This is a genomic window from Pedobacter sp. AC402 (assembly GCF_979252805.1).
The window spans coordinates 440256-459427 of sequence record NZ_CEEDAI010000009.1; the positions used below are offsets into that span (position 1 = coordinate 440256).

At 37.0% G+C, this 19172-nt stretch carries 21 protein-coding genes and 3 pseudogenes; 12 read left to right on the plus strand and 12 right to left on the minus strand.

The window, feature by feature from the left end; translation table 11 throughout:
- Window positions 1–497 precede the first annotated feature (497 nt).
- The 3 genes and pseudogenes from AC0IWE_RS12610 (at window position 498) to AC0IWE_RS12620 (ending at window position 2886) form a co-directional block, all read left to right on the plus strand.
- Window positions 498–1324 (plus strand): annotated as a pseudogene (locus AC0IWE_RS12610) (sensor histidine kinase).
- A 202-nt stretch (window positions 1325–1526) separates the two neighbouring features.
- The gene (locus tag AC0IWE_RS12615) at window positions 1527–2024 is read left to right on the plus strand and encodes a hypothetical protein (RefSeq protein WP_471793333.1); all 498 of its coding nucleotides are present in this window, start codon (window positions 1527–1529) and stop codon (window positions 2022–2024) included.
- A gap of 22 nt (window positions 2025–2046) precedes the next feature.
- Window positions 2047–2886 (plus strand): bestrophin family protein, encoded by an 840-nt coding sequence (locus AC0IWE_RS12620; protein ID WP_471793334.1) that lies wholly within the window; start codon window positions 2047–2049, stop codon window positions 2884–2886.
- A 280-nt stretch (window positions 2887–3166) separates the two neighbouring features.
- Here AC0IWE_RS12620 and AC0IWE_RS12625 read toward each other — a convergent pair whose 3' ends face one another.
- The 5 genes from AC0IWE_RS12625 to AC0IWE_RS12645 form a co-directional block, all read right to left on the minus strand.
- On the minus strand, window positions 3167–3736 hold the full coding sequence (locus tag AC0IWE_RS12625; protein WP_471793335.1) for a hypothetical protein: 570 nt from the start codon (window positions 3734–3736) through the stop codon (window positions 3167–3169).
- A 78-nt stretch (window positions 3737–3814) separates the two neighbouring features.
- On the minus strand, window positions 3815–4105 hold the full coding sequence (locus AC0IWE_RS12630) for a PadR family transcriptional regulator (RefSeq protein WP_471793336.1): 291 nt from the start codon (window positions 4103–4105) through the stop codon (window positions 3815–3817).
- Between the two features lie 264 nt (window positions 4106–4369).
- On the minus strand, window positions 4370–4540 hold the full coding sequence (locus tag AC0IWE_RS12635; protein ID WP_471793337.1) for a hypothetical protein: 171 nt from the start codon (window positions 4538–4540) through the stop codon (window positions 4370–4372).
- Window positions 4540–5478 (minus strand): toprim domain-containing protein, encoded by a 939-nt coding sequence (locus AC0IWE_RS12640; protein ID WP_471793338.1) that lies wholly within the window; start codon window positions 5476–5478, stop codon window positions 4540–4542. The genes AC0IWE_RS12635 and AC0IWE_RS12640 overlap by 1 nt, the downstream gene beginning before the upstream one ends.
- A gap of 286 nt (window positions 5479–5764) precedes the next feature.
- Window positions 5765–6079 (minus strand): ATP-binding protein, encoded by a 315-nt coding sequence (locus tag AC0IWE_RS12645; RefSeq protein ID WP_471794035.1) that lies wholly within the window; start codon window positions 6077–6079, stop codon window positions 5765–5767.
- Window positions 6080–7662: 1583 nt separating this feature from the next.
- On the opposite strand from AC0IWE_RS12645, the gene AC0IWE_RS12650 reads away from it, so the two are divergent.
- The 3 genes from AC0IWE_RS12650 to AC0IWE_RS12660 all read left to right on the plus strand — a co-directional run bounded on the left by AC0IWE_RS12650 (window position 7663) and on the right by AC0IWE_RS12660 (window position 9726).
- A complete protein-coding gene (locus AC0IWE_RS12650; RefSeq protein WP_055914820.1) occupies window positions 7663–8259 on the plus strand; it encodes an OmpH/Skp family outer membrane protein in 597 nt (198 codons plus the stop codon).
- A gap of 81 nt (window positions 8260–8340) precedes the next feature.
- On the plus strand, window positions 8341–8817 hold the full coding sequence (locus AC0IWE_RS12655) for a nucleoside deaminase (protein ID WP_471793339.1): 477 nt from the start codon (window positions 8341–8343) through the stop codon (window positions 8815–8817).
- Window positions 8818–8952: 135 nt separating this feature from the next.
- Window positions 8953–9726: an EcsC family protein gene (locus AC0IWE_RS12660; RefSeq protein ID WP_471793340.1), complete on the plus strand. Its 774-nt coding sequence runs from the start codon at window positions 8953–8955 to the stop codon at window positions 9724–9726.
- Here the strand turns inward: AC0IWE_RS12660 and AC0IWE_RS12665 are convergent.
- Window positions 9727–10126 (minus strand): annotated as a pseudogene (locus tag AC0IWE_RS12665) (RNA-binding S4 domain-containing protein).
- Window positions 10127–10313: 187 nt separating this feature from the next.
- Between AC0IWE_RS12665 and AC0IWE_RS12670 the strand changes: the two are divergent.
- Window positions 10314–11134, plus strand: a pseudogene (locus tag AC0IWE_RS12670) (2,3,4,5-tetrahydropyridine-2,6-dicarboxylate N-succinyltransferase).
- Between the two features lie 28 nt (window positions 11135–11162).
- The gene (locus AC0IWE_RS12675; RefSeq protein ID WP_471793341.1) at window positions 11163–12305 is read left to right on the plus strand and encodes a glycosyltransferase family 4 protein; all 1143 of its coding nucleotides are present in this window, start codon (window positions 11163–11165) and stop codon (window positions 12303–12305) included.
- Window positions 12306–12351: 46 nt separating this feature from the next.
- Here the strand turns inward: AC0IWE_RS12675 and AC0IWE_RS12680 are convergent, their stop codons facing one another.
- Window positions 12352–12906 carry a DUF4136 domain-containing protein gene (locus AC0IWE_RS12680; protein ID WP_471793342.1) on the minus strand — a complete coding sequence of 185 codons (555 nt, stop codon included), beginning with the start codon at window positions 12904–12906 and terminating at the stop codon, window positions 12352–12354.
- 209 nt (window positions 12907–13115) lie between these two features.
- On the minus strand, window positions 13116–13847 hold the full coding sequence (locus tag AC0IWE_RS12685) for a GLPGLI family protein (protein ID WP_471793343.1): 732 nt from the start codon (window positions 13845–13847) through the stop codon (window positions 13116–13118).
- Between the two features lie 94 nt (window positions 13848–13941).
- Here AC0IWE_RS12685 and AC0IWE_RS12690 point away from each other — a divergent pair, with 94 nt between their 5' ends.
- From AC0IWE_RS12690 to miaA, 4 genes are all read left to right on the plus strand, one after another.
- Window positions 13942–14508 carry an L-threonylcarbamoyladenylate synthase gene (locus tag AC0IWE_RS12690; RefSeq protein ID WP_471793344.1) on the plus strand — a complete coding sequence of 189 codons (567 nt, stop codon included), beginning with the start codon at window positions 13942–13944 and terminating at the stop codon, window positions 14506–14508.
- Between the two features lie 88 nt (window positions 14509–14596).
- Window positions 14597–16051 carry a CCA tRNA nucleotidyltransferase gene (locus AC0IWE_RS12695; RefSeq protein ID WP_471793345.1) on the plus strand — a complete coding sequence of 485 codons (1455 nt, stop codon included), beginning with the start codon at window positions 14597–14599 and terminating at the stop codon, window positions 16049–16051.
- A 96-nt stretch (window positions 16052–16147) separates the two neighbouring features.
- Window positions 16148–16801 carry an IS1096 element passenger TnpR family protein gene (locus AC0IWE_RS12700; RefSeq protein ID WP_471793346.1) on the plus strand — a complete coding sequence of 218 codons (654 nt, stop codon included), beginning with the start codon at window positions 16148–16150 and terminating at the stop codon, window positions 16799–16801.
- 124 nt (window positions 16802–16925) lie between these two features.
- Window positions 16926–17861: a tRNA (adenosine(37)-N6)-dimethylallyltransferase MiaA gene (miaA, locus tag AC0IWE_RS12705; RefSeq protein WP_471793347.1), complete on the plus strand. Its 936-nt coding sequence runs from the start codon at window positions 16926–16928 to the stop codon at window positions 17859–17861.
- A 65-nt stretch (window positions 17862–17926) separates the two neighbouring features.
- Here miaA and AC0IWE_RS12710 read toward each other — a convergent pair whose 3' ends face one another.
- From AC0IWE_RS12710 to AC0IWE_RS12725, 4 genes are all read right to left on the minus strand, one after another.
- A complete protein-coding gene (locus AC0IWE_RS12710) occupies window positions 17927–18070 on the minus strand; it encodes a hypothetical protein (RefSeq protein WP_471793348.1) in 144 nt (47 codons plus the stop codon).
- Between the two features lie 121 nt (window positions 18071–18191).
- Entirely contained in the window at window positions 18192–18551 is a 360-nt protein-coding gene (locus tag AC0IWE_RS12715; RefSeq protein WP_471793349.1) for a hypothetical protein, read from the minus strand.
- Window positions 18552–18586: 35 nt separating this feature from the next.
- A complete protein-coding gene (locus AC0IWE_RS12720; RefSeq protein WP_471793350.1) occupies window positions 18587–18808 on the minus strand; it encodes a hypothetical protein in 222 nt (73 codons plus the stop codon).
- Window positions 18775–19008: a hypothetical protein gene (locus tag AC0IWE_RS12725; RefSeq protein WP_471793351.1), complete on the minus strand. Its 234-nt coding sequence runs from the start codon at window positions 19006–19008 to the stop codon at window positions 18775–18777. The genes AC0IWE_RS12720 and AC0IWE_RS12725 overlap by 34 nt, the downstream gene beginning before the upstream one ends.
- Window positions 19009–19172: the final 164 nt, after the last annotated feature.

Consider the following 19172-nt stretch of genomic DNA (forward strand, 5'->3'; position numbering starts at 1 on the left):
TTTTTGCCATTTTATCGGCAATTATTATCTCTCTGCTAAGTGGTTTTGTATGGTATTTTTCTAACGACTTCGCTTTTGAAGATTTTTACAAACGCCTGGAAGCGCGGGTTAACATTGCCGCACAAATAAAATTGTACGAAGATGGAAACAATAAGGTGTATGCAAAAATGCGCAACCAATACCTGGAGCGCTTACCTTCTGAAAGAGAATTTATTGTAGAAGCGGGCAAAGCTCCTGAAAAGGTTGACCGCGAATTGCCTGCCAGCTTTTACAACCGCATTAAGGCAGGTTATATGGCCCGTTACCGGGTAGAAAATCACTTCTATGCCGGAAAATATTTTAGAAATCACAATTCAGGATACATCGTTATTGTTTCGGCAAATGATCCTTTTGGTTTCAGGGAGTTAAAAGATCTTCAGCGGATCCTTATAATCGGTTTTTTCCTTTCCGTTATTTTATCCTTCGTAGTGGGTTGGAAGTTTTCGAATTACATGTTGATGCCTTTAAGAAACATCATTAAAAGCGTTAAAAAGATCAAAGCAGAAAATCTGCATTTAAGGCTTGATGTTAAAAATGGAAATGATGAAATGTCGCAATTGGCCCAAACCTTTAATAACATGCTTAACCGGCTGGAAACGGCTTTCGAAACACAAAATAATTTTATCAGCAATGCCTCTCATGAGCTGAGAACACCTTTAACCATTATCAGTGGCGAAGTTGAGCTGGCGCTTAAAACCATCGATGATACAACTAAACAAGAGAAAGCCTTATCTAAAATTAAAGATGAAGCCGAAAGGTTGGAGCATATTTTAACCAGTTTACTGGGCTTGGCGCAATCGGGTTTCAACGGAAAAAATCAACCCTGGGAAGAAGTCCGCATGGATGAATTGCTTTGGGAAATTAAAGAATCTGTTAATCAGGTTCATCCAAACAATAAAATTGAGATTGATTTTAGCAAACTCCCCGATGATGATGAACTGCTTTCGCTTAAGGTAAATAAAAACCTGATTAAACTTGCCATCAGCAACATTGTAAGTAACGCCTGCAAATATTCAAATGAAAATCTGGTAAGCATCAGCATTGAGGGCAATGCCAATATGCTTTCAATCGCAGTAACCGATTGTGGCATCGGAATTCCACAAACCGATATACAACACATTTTTGAACCTTTTACCGCGCATCAAATACCAACGACTTTAAAGGTTATGGTGTGGGTTTACCCCTTTCTTTAAACATCATCCGCTTGCACAGAGGTAGCATTGCCATTAAATCGCAGGAAGGAATTGGCACTGAAATTAAAGTTTTATTACCTGCAAAAGGTTAATTGATGAAAGGTTTAACATGGTTAACTGTATTTCGGATGATTGCACGATACAGTTAACTGATTTAAACGGCTAGGAAATTTCAGCAACATTCCAAAAAAGAGTACACTCTAATCTCATTCTAATCTCGTTCTTATTCGGCTGTAATAACATCGCGCTAAACTTGTATAAATAATGTTTCAATTCATTTAAACAAGATATGCCATGAAAACAGTATTAATTCCTACCGATTTTAAACTAGAGAGTATTAAAATTATTGATGCGCTTGTTCAACACCAAAAAAATGAAACACTAAATATCATTTTTGTGCATGCGTTTAAATTATCAGATTCCATTACCGATATGTTAATGTTAAGTCGCCGCAGCCGTGATTACGAAAACGTTAGCGATGAGTTTTATCAACAGCTAAGCCAGGTTAAGGCCAAATACGCCCCTCAGATTAATGCCATCTGTATCGAATATTTTTACGGCAGTACGGTAGCAGCCTTTAAAAATTTTATCGAAGCTTTTGATGTAGAATGTATTGCTTATTTAAAAGAATACAATTTTACACCGATCAACAAATATAGCATCGACCCTAAAATTTTAACTGAACGTGCTGGCTGCGAGGTAATTCAATTAAATACCTTAACTGTACACGCCAGCGAAAACTTAATTGATACAAAAATACACGAAGCAAAACTTCAGAAAGCAAACGTTTAATCATCTCATTAATAATACTATCATGCTGTTACGAAATAATATTCCGCTCACTTATATATTCGGAAAGATCAAAAAAGAACTCCTGTTTGTTATAGGTTACTCCATAGGAATTGTGGTGTTATATGAAAATTTTCATGTTACACGGATCTCCATACCTGTTGCCGTACCTGCATTACTCGGAACAATCATTTCACTTTTACTTGCATTTCGATCAAACCAGGCATACGATAGGTGGTGGGAGGCAAGGATTCTTTGGGGCGCCATAGTTAACGATTCGAGAACCATCTCCCGCCAAATATTGTCGTTCGTAGAAAACCCTTATGGTTTAGAAGAAATAGAGGAGTTTAAGGCAAGGTTTATTAAAAGACAAATTGCCTGGTGTTACGCCTTGAGTCAATCTTTAAGGGGTTTTAATCCACGTAAAGGCTTGGAAGAATACATTTCAACTGAAGAGATTGCTTTTATTAAAAAACGTAAAAATGTAACCGCTTCTATTCTGGAATTGCATGCCATGGATTTAAAAAAGGCTTTACAGGAAGGCTGGATTAATAAATACCAGCAGATAGAGATTGATAAAACAATAACAGGTTTATGTAACCACATGGGTGGATCGGAAAGAATCAAGAATACCGTTTTCCCTGTAACCTATAGCAAGAAGTACATGAATATGTCGATCCATTTATTCATTGTATTGTTGCCTTTTGGTTTGATTGAATACTTTGGTTATATGGAAGTTCCGTTAGTGGTAGCCATTGCGGCATTCTTTTTATTGGTAGAAAAAATGGCTGTCCATTTACAGGATCCTTTTCGAAAACAAACCTACAGATACCCGAATCTACAACAATATCCGGAGAACGATTGAACGCGATCTTTGCCAAATGTTAGACGATAATAAAATTTATGAGGACAAACCTCAAACCGAACTGGCTCCTGTTGGATCCTACTATATTTTGTAAGATACTCGAAGCCGAAAAATCAATCTCATTGTTCGAGATGGTTAGTTAATCAAGAATGTGCTGGCTCAACGGATGGCAAGAAACCCTTTTAGAAAGTTTATAGTGACAAAAAGCCATTCGGTTGCGAATGGCTTTTGTTTTTCTAAAATTAATTATATAAAAGTCTATATTTCTCAATCAAGGATCTTAGTTTCCCTTCATACTGATCTTAGCTGTTCTAATTGCAGCATTAAAATAGAGTATAAATAAAACAATAGAAAGTGACACAACTAATTGCTGTACATTAATTGCAAAAATCGTGTATTCTACTGGTATATCATTCATGGCAAAATGGGTCAAAAATAAAATACACCCTAATAAAGGAAGGAATGAAGTTCCAGATTTAAAAGACGCAAACTTCTTGTAAATAGTTGGTTTAATAACAAAAAACACCGAAATTCCAAACACACAGAGCAGACCAGCAACTAAAAATATATAAAAAACATTTGCCGTAAGTAAGTCTTGCATTTTGTAAATTCCAAAAATTGAAAAACAAAGCAGTAACACATATTTATATCCAAAAGCCGAGAAAAAAAATCTCCAAAACAAACGGCTGTATTTAGCGCGAATTGAATTGGTTAAGCCATCGGCAAAGGCACTAAGTCCCATTACACCGAATGATTGAATTGTTTCGTTTACCGCAGCATCAAAATTAAGGGTTGGGTTCTCAATCTTTTTTTCTTCAACTGATGAGGCGATATGATCTAAAATTTCCATCTGTATATCAACCTCTAGAAAACCCCTCTTAGCTATAAGGTCTCTAATTTGGTGCAATTGTTCTAGATTGAGATTCATTTAAAAAGAGGATTTTAAGTTTAATAATACTTGTAAATGTGCAATAAAGTCTTTTGCTTCCTGAAGTTTATTCACCACTTCTTTTTCTCCGCTTTTTGATAGTGAATAGTATTTACGCACACGGTTACCTACTACCTCTGTGGCAGTATCTAATAATCCATCAGCCTCCAATTTATGCAAAGCAGGATATAAAGCACCTTCTTTCAGCAATAATTCGCCTTGAGTTATAGCTTTCACCTTTTGCGTAATTTCATATCCGTACATCCTTTCATTTTCAGATAATAAATTCAAAATAATAGTTTGTAAAGTACCTTTAAACAATTCGTTATTTACAGCCATGAACAAATGTAAATATATTTATATACATAAGAAAACTATGTATATAATTTTTATACATTAATTTAAATTCCAGGCAACAAAAAACCCTCTTCAATTTGAAGAGGGTTATATATTAGCTTTAAGCTTTAGCTCCTGATGTTTCCGCTGCTTGGTATTAAGCATCAATTTTTGCGTATCTCCCATTACGCTTCAATAAACTCCCTACGTGGAGCAACTTCATCGCCCATTAACATAGAGCAAGGTATGATCACATTCTGCAGCACTTTCAATAGTAGCCTGTAATAAGGTACGTGTAGCAGGATTTAAAGTAGTATCCCAAAGCTGTTCTGCGTTCATCTCACCCAAACCTTTGTAAACGTTGGATGTGTACGCTATCTTCTTTACCATTACCTTTTATGCGTTGTACAAGCAGCATCGCGTTGTACATCATTCCAGCAATACTCGAAATCTTTACCTTTTTTAACCTGGTAAAGTGGTGGCGAAGCGATATAAACATAACCCGCTTCAATTAAAGCCCTCATATAACGGTAAAAGAAAGTTAAAATCAAGGTGGTAATGTGAGTACGATCGATATCCGCATCCGTCATGATTACGATTTTGTGGTAACGCAGTTTGGTTAAGTTTAATGCTTTATCATCTTCAGGCGTACCGATACTCACACCGATTGCCGTAAACATATTTTTAATCTCGTCATTTTCGTAAATTTTGTGCTCCATCGCTTTTTCAACATTCAGAATTTTACCTTTTAAAGGTAAAATAGCTTGAATATTTCTATCGCGACCTTGTTTAGCGGTACCACCCGCAGAATCACCCTCTACCAGGTAAATTTCGCATTTTTCAGGATCGCTATCAGAGCAATCTGCAAGTTTACCCGGCAAGCCAGAACCGCCCATTACACTCTTACGTTGCACCATTTCGCGTGCCTTACGCGCCGCAGCACGTGCCGTTGCAGCTAAAATTACCTTGTTAACGATCATTTTAGCTTCTTTCGGATTTTCTTCCAAATAAGCACCTAATGCCTCGCCCACAGCTACATCTACCGCACCCATTACCTCACTGTTACCGAGTTTGGTTTTGGTCTGTCCTTCAAATTGAGGCTCCTGAACTTTTAGAGTAACTACCGCAGTTAAACCTTCTCTAAAGTCATCACCTGTAATTTCCATTTTAAGGTTTTTCAACAAACCGGATTTATCAGCATAACTTTTTAAGGTACGTGTTAAACCCCTGCGCAAACCTGCAATGCGTGTACCACCTTCGTGGGTATTAATGTTATTTACATAAGAGTGAACATTCTCTGAATAACTGTCGTTGTATTGAAAAGCCAAAGCTCAACCGGAACACCATTTTTAATGCCGTCGATATAAATTGGTTCAGGCAAGAATCTAAGAAGTCTGTACCATCTAAAAAGGCAACAAATTCTTTCAATCCACCATCAGAATGGAAAACTTCTGATAAAAATTTACCGTCTTCTAAAACTTCACGCCTTCTACTTGCGTTAAGGTAAGCTGGCAATTCCTTTGTTTAGGAAAGCCAGTTCGCGCAAACGGCCAGCCAATGTATCATATTTGTACTCGGTTAATTGCGTAAAAATAGTTGCATCCGGGCTAAAAGTTACAATCGTACCACGTTTATCGGTTTTTCCAACTTCTTCAGCATCGTATAGAGGCTTACCATATTATATTCCTGTACCCAAATTTTACCTTCGCGGTGAACTTCAGCTTTTAAATGCGTAGATAAGGCGTTAACGCAACTTACCCCCACACCGTGTAAACCGCCGGAAACCTTGTAGGTATCTTTATCAAATTTACCACCTGCGTGCAAAACCGTCATTACGATCTCTAATGCCGATTTATTTTCTTTTGTATTGATCCCGGTTGGAATACCACGACCATTATCTTCAACCCTGATGGAGTTGCCTTCTAAAATTCTAAAATCTCCATCGTATCTGCACGACCGGCCAAAGCCTCATCAATTGAGTTATCTACAACTTCGTAAACCAAATGGTGTAAACCTTTAACACCAGTATCACCTATATACATTGAGGCGCTCTACGCACCGCTTCTAACCTTCTAAAACCTGTATATTATCTGCCGAATAATTTGACTTTAAATCCTGTTCTTCGCTCATATTTTAATTAAAAACAATAAGTATCAAAAATACGCAAATTTTGCCATTTAACCCAATATGTGGATAAGTTTTAGGGTGTGAAAGAGTTAATCTCTCTACACTAAAGCATTAGGCATAAAGTAGGTTAAGGTTATTTAAAAGGGTTTTAAAAAGCAATTGAAAGGTTTTAAAACAGGCATTGTAGCTTACCTTTTATTGGGGTTTGGATGTTGCTTAAATTACGCTGATCATTAGATATTATTAAGGTTGTTTGAAGCAAATTCAGCGTTTCAAACGGGTGTTAGTCCCGCTTTTTATTACAAGTCCCGATGAAAAATCGGGAGCTTTCCATTTCAATCGGGTTTAGATGGCCACAACCAACAGAAATGAAAGGATTTCTCATCAGCACCCACCAATCGTTCCTACTGAACGTAACGCCAATTGTACAATTGGCTACCCACCAATCGTCCCGCTGGGACGCCAAGGATTAATTTCCACATCGCAAACCGTTCCGTAGGAACGACTCATCGGCACATAAAAATAAGAATATTTCTTCGTTCCTTAGGGACTATTTACCAATTGTGGCACTGGGCAACGTCAAAAATTTAAGGGACTTTAACCGGCACAGATGTATACAGATAAACACGGATTATATCCCCCTACTGAATAGCTGGGCAGGTGTATATATCCTTTTTTGTCTGTGGTTAAATTATGTTTACCTATAACCTAGGCGTAACTTAACAAAATTTCCATCTGGGACGCCAAGGATTAATTTCCACATCGCAAACCGTTCCGTAGGAACGACTCATCGGCACATAAAATAAGAATAATTTCTTTGTTCATTAGGGACTATCCACCAATTGTGGCACTGGGCAATGTCAAAAATTGAAGGGACCTTAACCACAGATGTATACAGATAAACACGGATTATATCCCCTATGAACAGCCCAGCAGGTGTATATATCCTTTTTTGTCTGTGGTTAAATTATGTTTACCTATAACCAAGGCGTAACTTAAAAAGATTTCCATCTGGGACGCCAAGGATTAATTTCCACATCGCACACCGTTCCGTAGGAACGACTCATGGGTAAAAAAAACAGAATGTTTTTTTACGTTCCATCGGAACGTTTGGTATTTTGAGATTTGCTATTTCCGCCCTGCAACCCCAGATAGCATCACTGGCCTTGCCACCTAAACCCGATGGCAGCGGGCACAAAGTAAAGCGGACAGCGGGTGTAACTTTAAAATGAAATGCAGGGTCTGATTTTCAAAAAAAACGAAATGAATTAAGCGGAACTGAAAAAAAGCCATCAAGTTTTGCAGTCTTAGTTATTTATGCGATTGGCTTTAAATTGCATATCAAAACTAATTTATATAAGTTTGTTAAAATTTATTAAACAATAATGGAAAAAAGAACCTTCAAAACCTTTGGTTTATTTGCAACAGCAACTTTAATTACCGCTTTTTCTGCATGCCAAAACAAAGACACTAAAACTACTGAAATTAAAAAAACAGATAGCGCAACTGCAGCAGTTTCTGCAAGCGAGAAAATTGTATTTGTAAACCAAGACTCTTTATTGAACAAATACGAATACTACAAAGACTTAAAAATAAAATTTGAGGGTAAAACTAAAAATGCACAAGCAGATATGCAGGCAAAAGGTCAGGCTTTTCAAAGAGAGGTTGCTCAATACCAACAATCTGCATCAACTTTAGCTGCAGACCAACGCAAAAGTACTGAAGAGCGTTTGGCTCGTAAACAACAAGAATTACAAACCTACCAACAAAATGCTGGCGGTGCATTACAAAACGAACAAGCTGTAGAAACCGAAAAACTTTACGATAAAGTTGCTGGTTACTTAAAAACATACGCTAAAGAAAAAGGATATAAAATGGTGCTTTCATACACAAAAGGAAGTACAATTTTATTTGCTGATGAAAGTTTAGATGTTACTTCGGATGTAATTAAAGGTTTAAACGCCGAATACACCAAAAAGTAAGCAATAAGATATTAAAAAATGATGCTCCGAATAAATCGGGGCATTTTTTTTGTGTTATAATTTATAAAAACACCAGGTAAGATGGAGAAAAAAGATCAGGAATTTATGCAAATGGCAATTGACTTATCAGTACAAAATGTTAGTGAAAGCATAGGTGGGCCTTTTGGTGCAGTTGTGGTAAAAAACGGCAAACTGATTGCGAAATCAGCAAATAAGGTAACCTTAACAAACGACCCAACAGCGCATGCCGAAGTTTCAGCAATAAGACTGGCCTGTACCGAACTGAATACTTTCGATTTAAGCGGTTGTGTAATTTATACCAGTTGCGAACCCTGCCCAATGTGCCTGGGCGCTATTTATTGGGCAAAAATTGATATAATCTATTATGCAAATACTAAAGCAGATGCAGAAAACATTGGCTTTAGCGATAAATTTATTTACGAGGAGTTAGATAAAAAAATGGAAAACAGAAGTTTGCCGGTAATACAGCTCATGCGAGATGAAGCCTTAGCTGCTTTTAAATTATGGGAAACTTCGCCAATGCGGGTAGAATATTAGATAAAAGATTATTTGCCAATGCTTACCACAAATTACGAATGTGCCAACATAAAAACTTGGTCAATAGTAAATTACCGTTTTAATACTTTCTATTATTAATGAAGTTTTAAGGAATAGTTATTGCAGTGAAATGTTATGACCTATGAACAGAAGATAACGAGCGAATTGGATTTTTGGAAATTTAAAACTTTACAAAAACCTTCTCTTATGAGCAAAGTAACTGATAAAGTTCAGAAGAAAATTAACAGTTATATCCCCGATCAGGTGCATAATGCAATTACAACTGCAATAAAACAAATGGTTAAGGCAGTGCTTTTTGGTTCTACATTTACAACTTCGAAACCCATTACCAATTTAACCCTGATGCACCGCGAAGCCCTGGTAAAACAAAAAATAGATACGTATAAAAAAACTGGTGCCGCTGAAGGTGGAATTACAGGAGCTGGTGGTTTTTTAATGAGCCTGGCCGATTTCCCTTTATTGCTGGGTATAAAAATGAAAATGCTTTTTGATATTGCCGCAGTTTACGGATACGATGTGAAAGACTACCGCGAGCGTTTATATATTTTGCACATTTTTCAGCTGGCATTTTCTAGTAAAGAAGAAAGTAAAAATATTTTTATTAAAATGCAGGGTTGGGATGATAAAGCCCACCAACTGCCAACCAATATTGATGAATTTGATTGGCTAACCTTTCAGCAGCAATACCGCGATTATATCGATTTGGCAAAACTTGCACAGATGCTTCCATTCGTTGGAGCAGCAGTAGGCGCAATAGCAAATTATAAATTGATCGAAAAACTGGGAAAAACAGCGATGATGAGTTATCGGATGCGTTATTTTAGTCTACAGTACGCCGTAATCAGCTCACAGGAAACTGAAAACCGTAAACTAAAAACTCAGCAATAATTATTCCTCTTCAAACATTCCCCCGATTAAATCGTCAGTCTCCCTTCTATCTTTTTTAGTGGGCCTGCCCGTTCCCCTATCGCGTTTTAAACTTGGCGAATGGAACATCGATTTAAAAGCATGTGTTTCTTCAACAGGCGTTAAATCTTTGTATTTCGTTAAAGCAGTTGGCGAATCGGTTCTGTTGTGAAGAAAGTTCTACTACTTCGATAATTTTCTTTTCAATTCCTTTCGATACCTGGTAAACATCGCCAACTTTTACAATTGCAGAAGGTTTAATATTTTGCCCCTTCAACTTCACTCTTCCGGCTTTACAGGCATCCGTTGCAAGGCTACGGGTTTTCAATAACCTGATTGCCCATAAATATTTATCGATCCTAAGTTTTTCTGTCTCTGTCATAAAGTTCAAAAATACATAATTAGGTTAATTGTTTAAACTTGTTAATCGGTTAATCGCTATTTCAGTGCATGATGTACAGTGACCCATTTTAAACGGTTAACCAATTAACCTTCGGAGAAAACAATTTAAACAATTAACCATTTAATAAGCAAAAATTGATTTATTTTGCGTAAAATTTAAAAACATCATGTATTCAGATTTAAAGAAATTAATTGAAGCCGCTTGGGAGGATAGAACCCTTTTAAAATACAGTAATTATTGTGAAGCCATTGAAGCCGTTGTTATGGGCCTTGATAAAGGTGAAATCCGTGTTGCTGAACCAGTTTTAAACTCTTGGGGCATTAATGAATGGGTAAAGAAAGCAGTAATTTTGTATTTCCCGATTCGTGAGATGAAAGAAATTAAAAGTGGCCCTTTCGTTTACCACGATAAAATGGATTTAAAAACCGACTATAAAGCAACCGGTGTACGTGTTGTGCCTATGGCAAGTGCGCGTTACGGTTCGTTTTTAGCTAAAGGTGTAATCATGATGCCATCATACGTAAACATTGGTGCTTATGTTGATGAAGGTACCATGGTTGATACATGGGCAACAGTAGGGTCTTGTGCACAAATTGGTAAACGCGTTCACTTAAGCGGTGGTGTGGGTATTGGTGGTGTTTTAGAACCTGTACAAGCTGCTCCGGTAATTATCGAAGATGATTGTTTCCTGTGGTTCGATAGTGCATTGTTGTGGAAGGTGTTAAACTTGAAAAAGAAGTTGTTTTAGGTGCAAATGTGGTACTAACCGCATCAACTAAAATTATTGATGTTACCGGCCCTACACCAGTAGAATATAAAGGAGTTGTTCCGGCACGTTCGGTAGTAATTCCAGGAAGTTATACTAAAAAATTCCCTGCCGGAGAATATCAGGTACCTTGTGCTTTAATTATCGGTAAACGTAAAGAAAGTACAGATAAGAAAACATCACTTAACGATGCGTTAAGAGAAAATAATGTAGCAGTTTAAGCTGAAAGCACAAAGGTGAAAGCTGAAAGTGAAACTCGAAAAAGCCGAAAGTAACGAACTTGATCAATCAAGCCTTGGTCTTTCGGCTTTAACCTTTTCGCTTAAAATTGGATTCGATGGCAAGCGTGCCGCCAATAACTTAACAGGATTGGGAAATTACAGCCGATCGTTAATTGAGCACCTTGCACATCAATTTCCTCAACATCAATACCTCATTTATACGCCAAAAGTAAAACAGGCCAACCAGATTGATGCCTTTCTTGAAAAAGAAAACATCGAACCAAAACTCCCTAAAAACGGACCTTTTTTATGGAGAACTTTAAATATCCTTAAAGACATAAATCAGGATGGCTGCCAGATTTTCCATGGCTTAAGTCATGAGATCCCCCTAGCCATACAACACACCAGGATTAGATCGGTCGTAACCATCCACGATCTGATCTTTCTGCGTTTTCCTCAATATTATAAATTTATCGACAGAAAATTATACGAGTGGAAAAGTAAATCAGCCTGTAAAAGAGCCAATAAAATAATCGCGATCAGCGAAAAAACCAAGGAAGATATTGTAGAATACTACGGCATTAATCCTGAAAAAATAGAGGTAATTTACCAAAGTTGCGATGATAATTTTAAAATTTCACTACCAAAGGAAACTTTAAGCAGAATTAAGGCCACTTATCAATTACCAGAAAAATACATTTTAAATGTTGGCACCATTGAAGAACGGAAAAACCTAAAATTGGCTGTACAGGCCTTAAAAGAGGTAGATGAAGCCTATAAATTAGTGGTTATAGGTAAACAAACCCCTTATTTTAAAACTGTTGAACAGGAAATAGAAAAACTTGGATTAAAAAACCGGATTCTATTTTTAAAGAATATTCCATTTGCCGATTTACCAGGAATTTATCAAATGGCCAATGTTTTTGTTTACCCATCATTTTATGAAGGTTTTGGCATCCCTATTATTGAGGCATTGTACTCGGGTATTCCGGTGGTTGCAGCAACAGGATCTTGTTTAGAAGAAGCTGGCGGACCAAATAGCTTATACGTATCACCGAATGATTCTGAAACGTTGGCAACTGCCATCAATAAAATTTTGAACGATTCTGAACTTCAAAAAGAGATGAAGAAAAAGGGCTGGAATTTGTTCAAAAATTCAACAGCCCTGTAGTTACTCAGCAATTAATGAATTGCTATTTAAATCTTTTACAATAGCCTTATTTTGCAGCGGTAACGCTTGGTGGGTATTGTGCCAAAATTTCTTTAACACCTGTATACAAACGTTGTTCTCTTTTATTGAAGTTATCAAGGTTAAAGCCTGATCCCTGTCCGTGCCAGAATAAAATCTTTTTAGCCGGATCTAAGAAATCGATAATAATTGTGCCTTCGATATACTGGTTAACGTCGTTGGAACCCCAACCGCCCCAGCCTCCTCGCCAGCCACCCCAGCCCCAGCCCCAACCACCGTAGTAAGCCGGACCATAAACATCAGTTTTTTCTCTCGCCACAACTACGAGATTCACCAACAAATCTGGACGATCTGATTTGGTAAATCCTTTGGCATTCATCTCAGATTCTACCGCAGCCATTAATCTGCGTTTATCCAAATTATTAAGTTTTACGCGAGCAATGCCTTTATCGTAAAAATTGTAAGTTTTATAACCGCCTAAATCAACATTTTTATCATAATCTGATGCGGTGCGGAGTGTTGTACATCCTGCTAATGCCAATACCACTGTAAAAAGCATTAATAATTTTTGTGCTGTTCTCATTTTGTGCATTGTTTCTTTTAAAATAACCTGATATAAATATAGCGATTTTGGCATTTAAAAAGGAAAATCGTTTGTGAATTTTTACACTCAGATTGTTATATTTTAAACAGCTAGCAATTGATTATGTTTTGATGCTATCTGTCTATAAATAAATATTTTACAAAATCAGTATAATTCTTTAATTGGTGCAACTGTATGTTTAATGTTACTCAAATCCGGTTTAGAGAATAATTAACCACATCATTATCCTTTTCTAAACCCTTTTTATTTGCTTTCCACTTCAAAATAAACATTCCATGACTGATCATTTCATCATCTTTGTAAGCTTTTGGCATTTGTAATTCTACAGGAAACTGATCAACATATTCTATATTTTCTAAACTATAACGATAAATATTGTCTATATCACTCACTTCAAATATAATACCCGGTAAACCTCCAAATTTCCATGGTCCAATTTTCATTAAATTATCCTTTTTAAACCATGCCACATATTTACGTCCTCTAAAGTCGGTTTCGGCTTTGGTGCAAGTTTCGCCATTAATTTCCTTTGTTTCGGTAGAGATTTTCCAATTGAAATTATTTAATGTATCCACTACTAAATAGGTTGCCTTTGGCCATATCCTTTCTGCATAGATAAGACCAGAAATATCAGGCGATTTCAATACGAAAGGTATCCGTTTATCATTGTCATTCAGTACGATCTTAACGCTGGTTATCCTCCTGATTCCCTTGTACGTTGTATCCTCCTCTAATTTTAATTGCTCATTTGGTATTGACAGCTCTAACGACCTGCCATTCAGGTAATACAGTTCCAATTTTATGTCACTTATTCTTCCGCTCACATTTATATTGTTTCGATAATGAAAGATGATCCTTTTCTGGGCCACAAGCAATTGAGATAAACTGATAAGTACAGCGAGAAGGAATAATTTCTTCATATTGTTTAGCGTTTGCATAAAAATATGGACTGTTTAATTTAAAAAGCAAACATTAACATTATTTAACTTCCTTTTTAAAAATTACCTTTGCAAAATGCTAAGAGATGAGATTAATAAAGCTTTTGAGGTACTAAAATCAGGTGGGGTTATCCTTTATCCAACAGATACCATTTGGGGCCTGGGCTGCGATGCCAGCAATGCTGAAGCGGTGGATAAATTATTGAAGATCAAAAACCGTCCGGCAGAAAAAAGTTTGATTGTTTTACTTGATGTAGACAGCAAATTGCAAAGCTATGTTGCAGAAATTCCTGATGTAGCATATGATTTAATAGAATATGCAGAAAATCCTTTAACCATTATTTTTTCTGGTGCAAAAAACCTGGCCCAAAACGTAATTAATGCCGACGGCAGCGTAGGAATTCGAATTGTTAAACATGATTTCTGTACACCATTAATTCAGCGTTTTAGAAAACCAATTGTTTCTACTTCGGCAAATTTAAGCGGGCAACCCTCACCGAAATTTTTTGATGATATAGATCCTGAAATTATTGAAGCTGTAGATTATGTGGTAGATTTTGAACAGGAAAACCGTACCAGCAGAAAACCTTCAACCATTATGAAACTTTCTCCAAGCGGACAATTTGAATTTATCAGAAAGTAAGTTCCAATCCGCTGTAGGTATCGAACTTGTGTTTTCTTGATCCACCAAATGTTTTTCTTAATTTTGAACAAATGAATTACCCTTATATATGCAGTCTGATTTGAACGAAGGAAGCAGCAAGTATCCTTCAAAGGATTTGGGCTTGCACCTCCAAAATCCCATATTCAAAACCTTATCCACTATAGCCGATAAGCACAATATCGAAGCTTATGTAATTGGAGGATTTGTTCGTGATTTATTTTTAGATCGCCCTTCGAAAGATATTGATGTTGTTGTTGTGGGCAGTGGGATAGCATATGCAGAAGCAGTTGGCCGGAAATTGAACACAAAAGTTGCCGTTTTTAAAAATTTCGGTACGGCTAACATCAAATATCAGGATCTGGAGGTCGAATTTGTAGGGGCCAGGAAAGAGTCTTATCGTTCTGATTCGCGCAAACCGATTGTTGAAGACGGTACCCTGGAAGACGACCAACTCCGCAGGGATTTTACCATCAATGCACTGGCAATTAATTTAAATACCAATCATTTTGGCGAATTGTTGGATCCGTTTAACGGACTTAAAGATTTAGAAAATAGACTGATCCGTACACCACTCGATCCTGAAATTACGTTTTCTGATGATCCTTTGCGCATGATGCGGGCCATCCGGTTCGCTTCACAGCTTCATTTTGATATTGATCCGGCCGCCCTTAACGCGATAAAAACTCAAAAACAACGCATTAATATCGTATCAAAAGAAAGGATTACCGATGAAATGAATAAAATCATTCTCTCAAAAAAACCTTCGATCGGTTTTAAACACCTTTTTGATACTGGATTACTGTATATCATTTTTCCTCAGATGGCGCAGCTTTACGGTGTCGAAATCATCAAAGGAAAAGGGCATAAAGACAATTTCTACCATACTTTAGAAGTATTGGATAATATTTGTGCAGCTACCGATGACTTGTGGTTGCGCTGGGCCGCAATTTTACACGATATAGCCAAACCTGCAACCAAACGTTTTGAAGAAGGCCACGGCTGGACCTTCCACGGCCATGAAGATAGAGGAGCCAGAATGGTTCCGAAGATTTTTGCACAGCTGAAACTTCCCTTAAATGAAAAAATGAAGTATGTACAAAAATTGGTGCAGCTCCATTTACGCCCAATTGTTCTGGCACAGGAAACCGTAACAGATTCGGCCGTGAGGCGGTTGCTTTTTGATGCAGGCGAAGAGATTGAAAGCCTGATGTTGCTTTGCAACGCCGATGTTACTACCAAAAACGAATATAAAAAAACGAAATACAGAAACAACTTTGAGCTTGTTAAACAAAAGCTTAAAGATGTAGAAGAACGCGACAAAATACGCAACTGGCAGCCTCCTATTTCGGGCAATGATATTATGGAGACTTTTGGCTTAGATGCTGGCAAAGAAGTTGGATTAATTAAAAATGCGATCAGGGAGGCCATACTGGAAGGCGACATTACCAATGATTATGATGAAGCGTTTAATTTTATGCTCAATCAGGCAAAACAAATGGGATTAAATCCTGTTAATAAATAATTTAATTGCCTCTACGCTATATTAAGGTGCCTTTGTGGCATTTGATGTTTGCGGTAATATAAATTAACTTTATTTTTACGGTTCCAAAATACAATAATGGCTATTTATAAATTTAGAATTACTTTTGAAGATTTTGATGATGTTGTGAGAGAGATCGACATTAAATCAAACCAAACATTTGAAGACCTGCACAAGGCTATTCATAGATCTACGGGTTATAATGCCGAAAAATCTTCATCTTTTTATGTTAGCACTGATAACTGGTTAAAGGGTGATGAAATTGCTTATTTACCGAGCGAACGTAAAAAAGATCGTGTAGTTTTAATGGAAAACTCTAAATTGAGTGGTTTTATTGAAGATCCGCACCAAAAATTTTACTACATCTATAATTTCGACCGTCCATACGATTTTCATGTGGAGCTTGTAAAAATCATTTTAGATGCCGACCCGAATATTGAATATCCATATTTAGCCAAAAGCAGTGGTGAGGCACCAAAAATTTTCGAAAGCAGCAATGCATCTATTACCGATCCTGGCGCATCTGCTGGTGCAGTAGCAGGCGAATTTGATTTTTTAAATGAAATGAATTTTGTTCCTGAAGATACAGACGAACTGGAAGAAGCAATGGGCGATATGGGCATTAATGAGGAAGAAAGAGATGAAGAAGATGAAAGCGAAAGCGACGAATTTGGCGATGAGTTTTCTGATAGCGACAACTTCGAAGATGATAGCCATAAAGATGATTATTAATTTTTTTGCCATAAATGTTGCTGATCCGATCGCTTTAAAATTCAGTTCAGCTTCATAGTGCTTAATTTATAATTTAACTATATCAGTCAGGTGTTTACATCTGACTTTTTCTTTTAAAAAAATCATGTTACCTGCAGATCAAACTACTAAAAAGCCAAAAACACTAATAGCCATTGTTGGACCTACCGCAATTGGAAAAACAGCTTTAGCTATTAAACTGGCTACACATTTAGATACAGAAATTATCTCAGCAGATTCGCGTCAGTTTTTTAAAGAAATGGAAATTGGAACGGCCAAACCCGATGCAGTAGAACTAGCCGCAGCCAAGCATCACTTTATCAATTCGCATTCAGTAAAACAACTGTTTAGCACCGGCGATTTCGAATTGGAAGCTTTAAAAATACTTGATGAAATTTTTAAGCACCATGATACAGCTATAATGGTTGGCGGTTCAGGGTTATACATCAATGCGCTTATTAATGGTTTGGATGAAATGCCGGATATTGATTTATCCATTAGGGAAAAATTAAACAATCAATTCGAAAATGAAGGTTTAGCTGTTATTCAGAAACAATTGGCCAAAGTAGATCCGGAATATTTTGCAAAAGTAGATCAACAAAATCCACAAAGGATGATCCGCGGATTGGAAGTTTTTTTATCCACAGGGCAAAAGCTTTCTTCAATGTTATCGGCCACTAAAAAGGAAAGACCATTCAGTATTATCAAAATTGGGTTAAATACCGATAGAGCTGTTTTGTACAACAGAATTAATGAGCGGGTAGATAAAATGGTGGAAAATGGTTTATTGGAAGAAGTAGCCACTTTAACCCCTTTTAAACAGTTTAATGCCTTAAATACCGTAGGATATAGTGAAATTTTTGATTATTTTGATGGGAAAGTATCGCTAGAGGAAGCAATAACTGCTATTAAACAAAATACCCGCCGCTTTGCAAAACGCCAGCTTACCTGGTTTAGGAGGGATGAAGAAATTAAATGGTTTGAGCCTGATGAAAGTGCTCAAATTATTGATTTTATAGAACCCCAAATGAGCAACAAATAAAAGAGGTTGCATCAAAAATTTGATCGCAACTCAGAAGTTATCTTATTGATACAACCTCTCTTTAATTATTTCGTGTCAGGAAATTTTACTCCCGTATATTGTGTAATATCCACTGTCGGGACGGTAGAACCATACTTTGCATTAATTGCATCAATAAATACATTGGCAATTACCGCATTTCCACGTGGCGTTAAATGTATCCCATCCAAAAAGAAAAAGCACCACCCGAAAGAAAAGCAGAATTAGTACCAATACCCTGGATATTCATTCGGACTTTAACCTGGTTAAAATAAGTATAAGTATCAGCTATGGCCAAACCTTCACTTGTAGCTAAAGATTTAATACTGTCCTGTTGTAACTGTTTACGTAATCTTTCACTTTTATAACCTCATCTTTATCCAGTACCCAGTTACTGGTAATTGGATTTAGTGGGTGTAAGCCATAAGGAATAGCACCCTGACCAAACAAACCAGCTGTTTGAAATGGCAAACGGATTAAATCTTCAGCAGTTGCAGCCGTAACTGCACCTGTTCCGGTTTGGCTATAAATTGCTGCTGCCGCAGGATTCATTGCTTTGGCTGCATTTAATAAAGCTGCTACCGTTACTGTATTAAAATAAGGAATCGCAGTCACATCTGGTATCGTACCAACTATACCTTTTTGCCCACCTGCAGATAAAGCATTTACCAAATTAGCATATAATGATGAAAAAGTAACCTTATCTGTTAAAACCGTAGTTGGATCTCCGTTAACGGTAACCGCTCCATCAAAGCATACCCCAACACATCATTATTGCCCAACCAAAGTGAGAAAAAGGTGTGGTTTCTGCCCTGTATGTACTGAAAGTAATTCGTTTTACCAACTTGCGCATCAGTTAATAAACGCTCGAAATAAGGATTAGCCGCACTAAAAGTTAAAGATGGATCAAAAGATAAATCGACACGCATGCTGGGATACCTAAGTTTTGAATCTCAGTGGTGTATTTGGCTAAATGCTTTGCCGCATCAATGTAAGCCAATTTATCTGTTACCGGAGTTAAAGTTGGCGTACCATTAACCAATGCTGTTAATGCAACATACCCCGAACCATTAGCTTGTGCATCTGTAAAAAAAGGAGAAGTAAAGCTACCACCACCTACTGTAGCCATTTTGGCCGCAATTAGATTTGGATAAGCTACTTTTTGTCCCTCTAAATATAAGCCACCATCAGCAAAACCTGAAGGTTAAAGAGTTACCTACGGCAATGTATTTGCTAAAATTAGCTCTGGCCTGCTGTAGTACCCGCCGGTGTTTCAATTTCTGGTTTACAAGC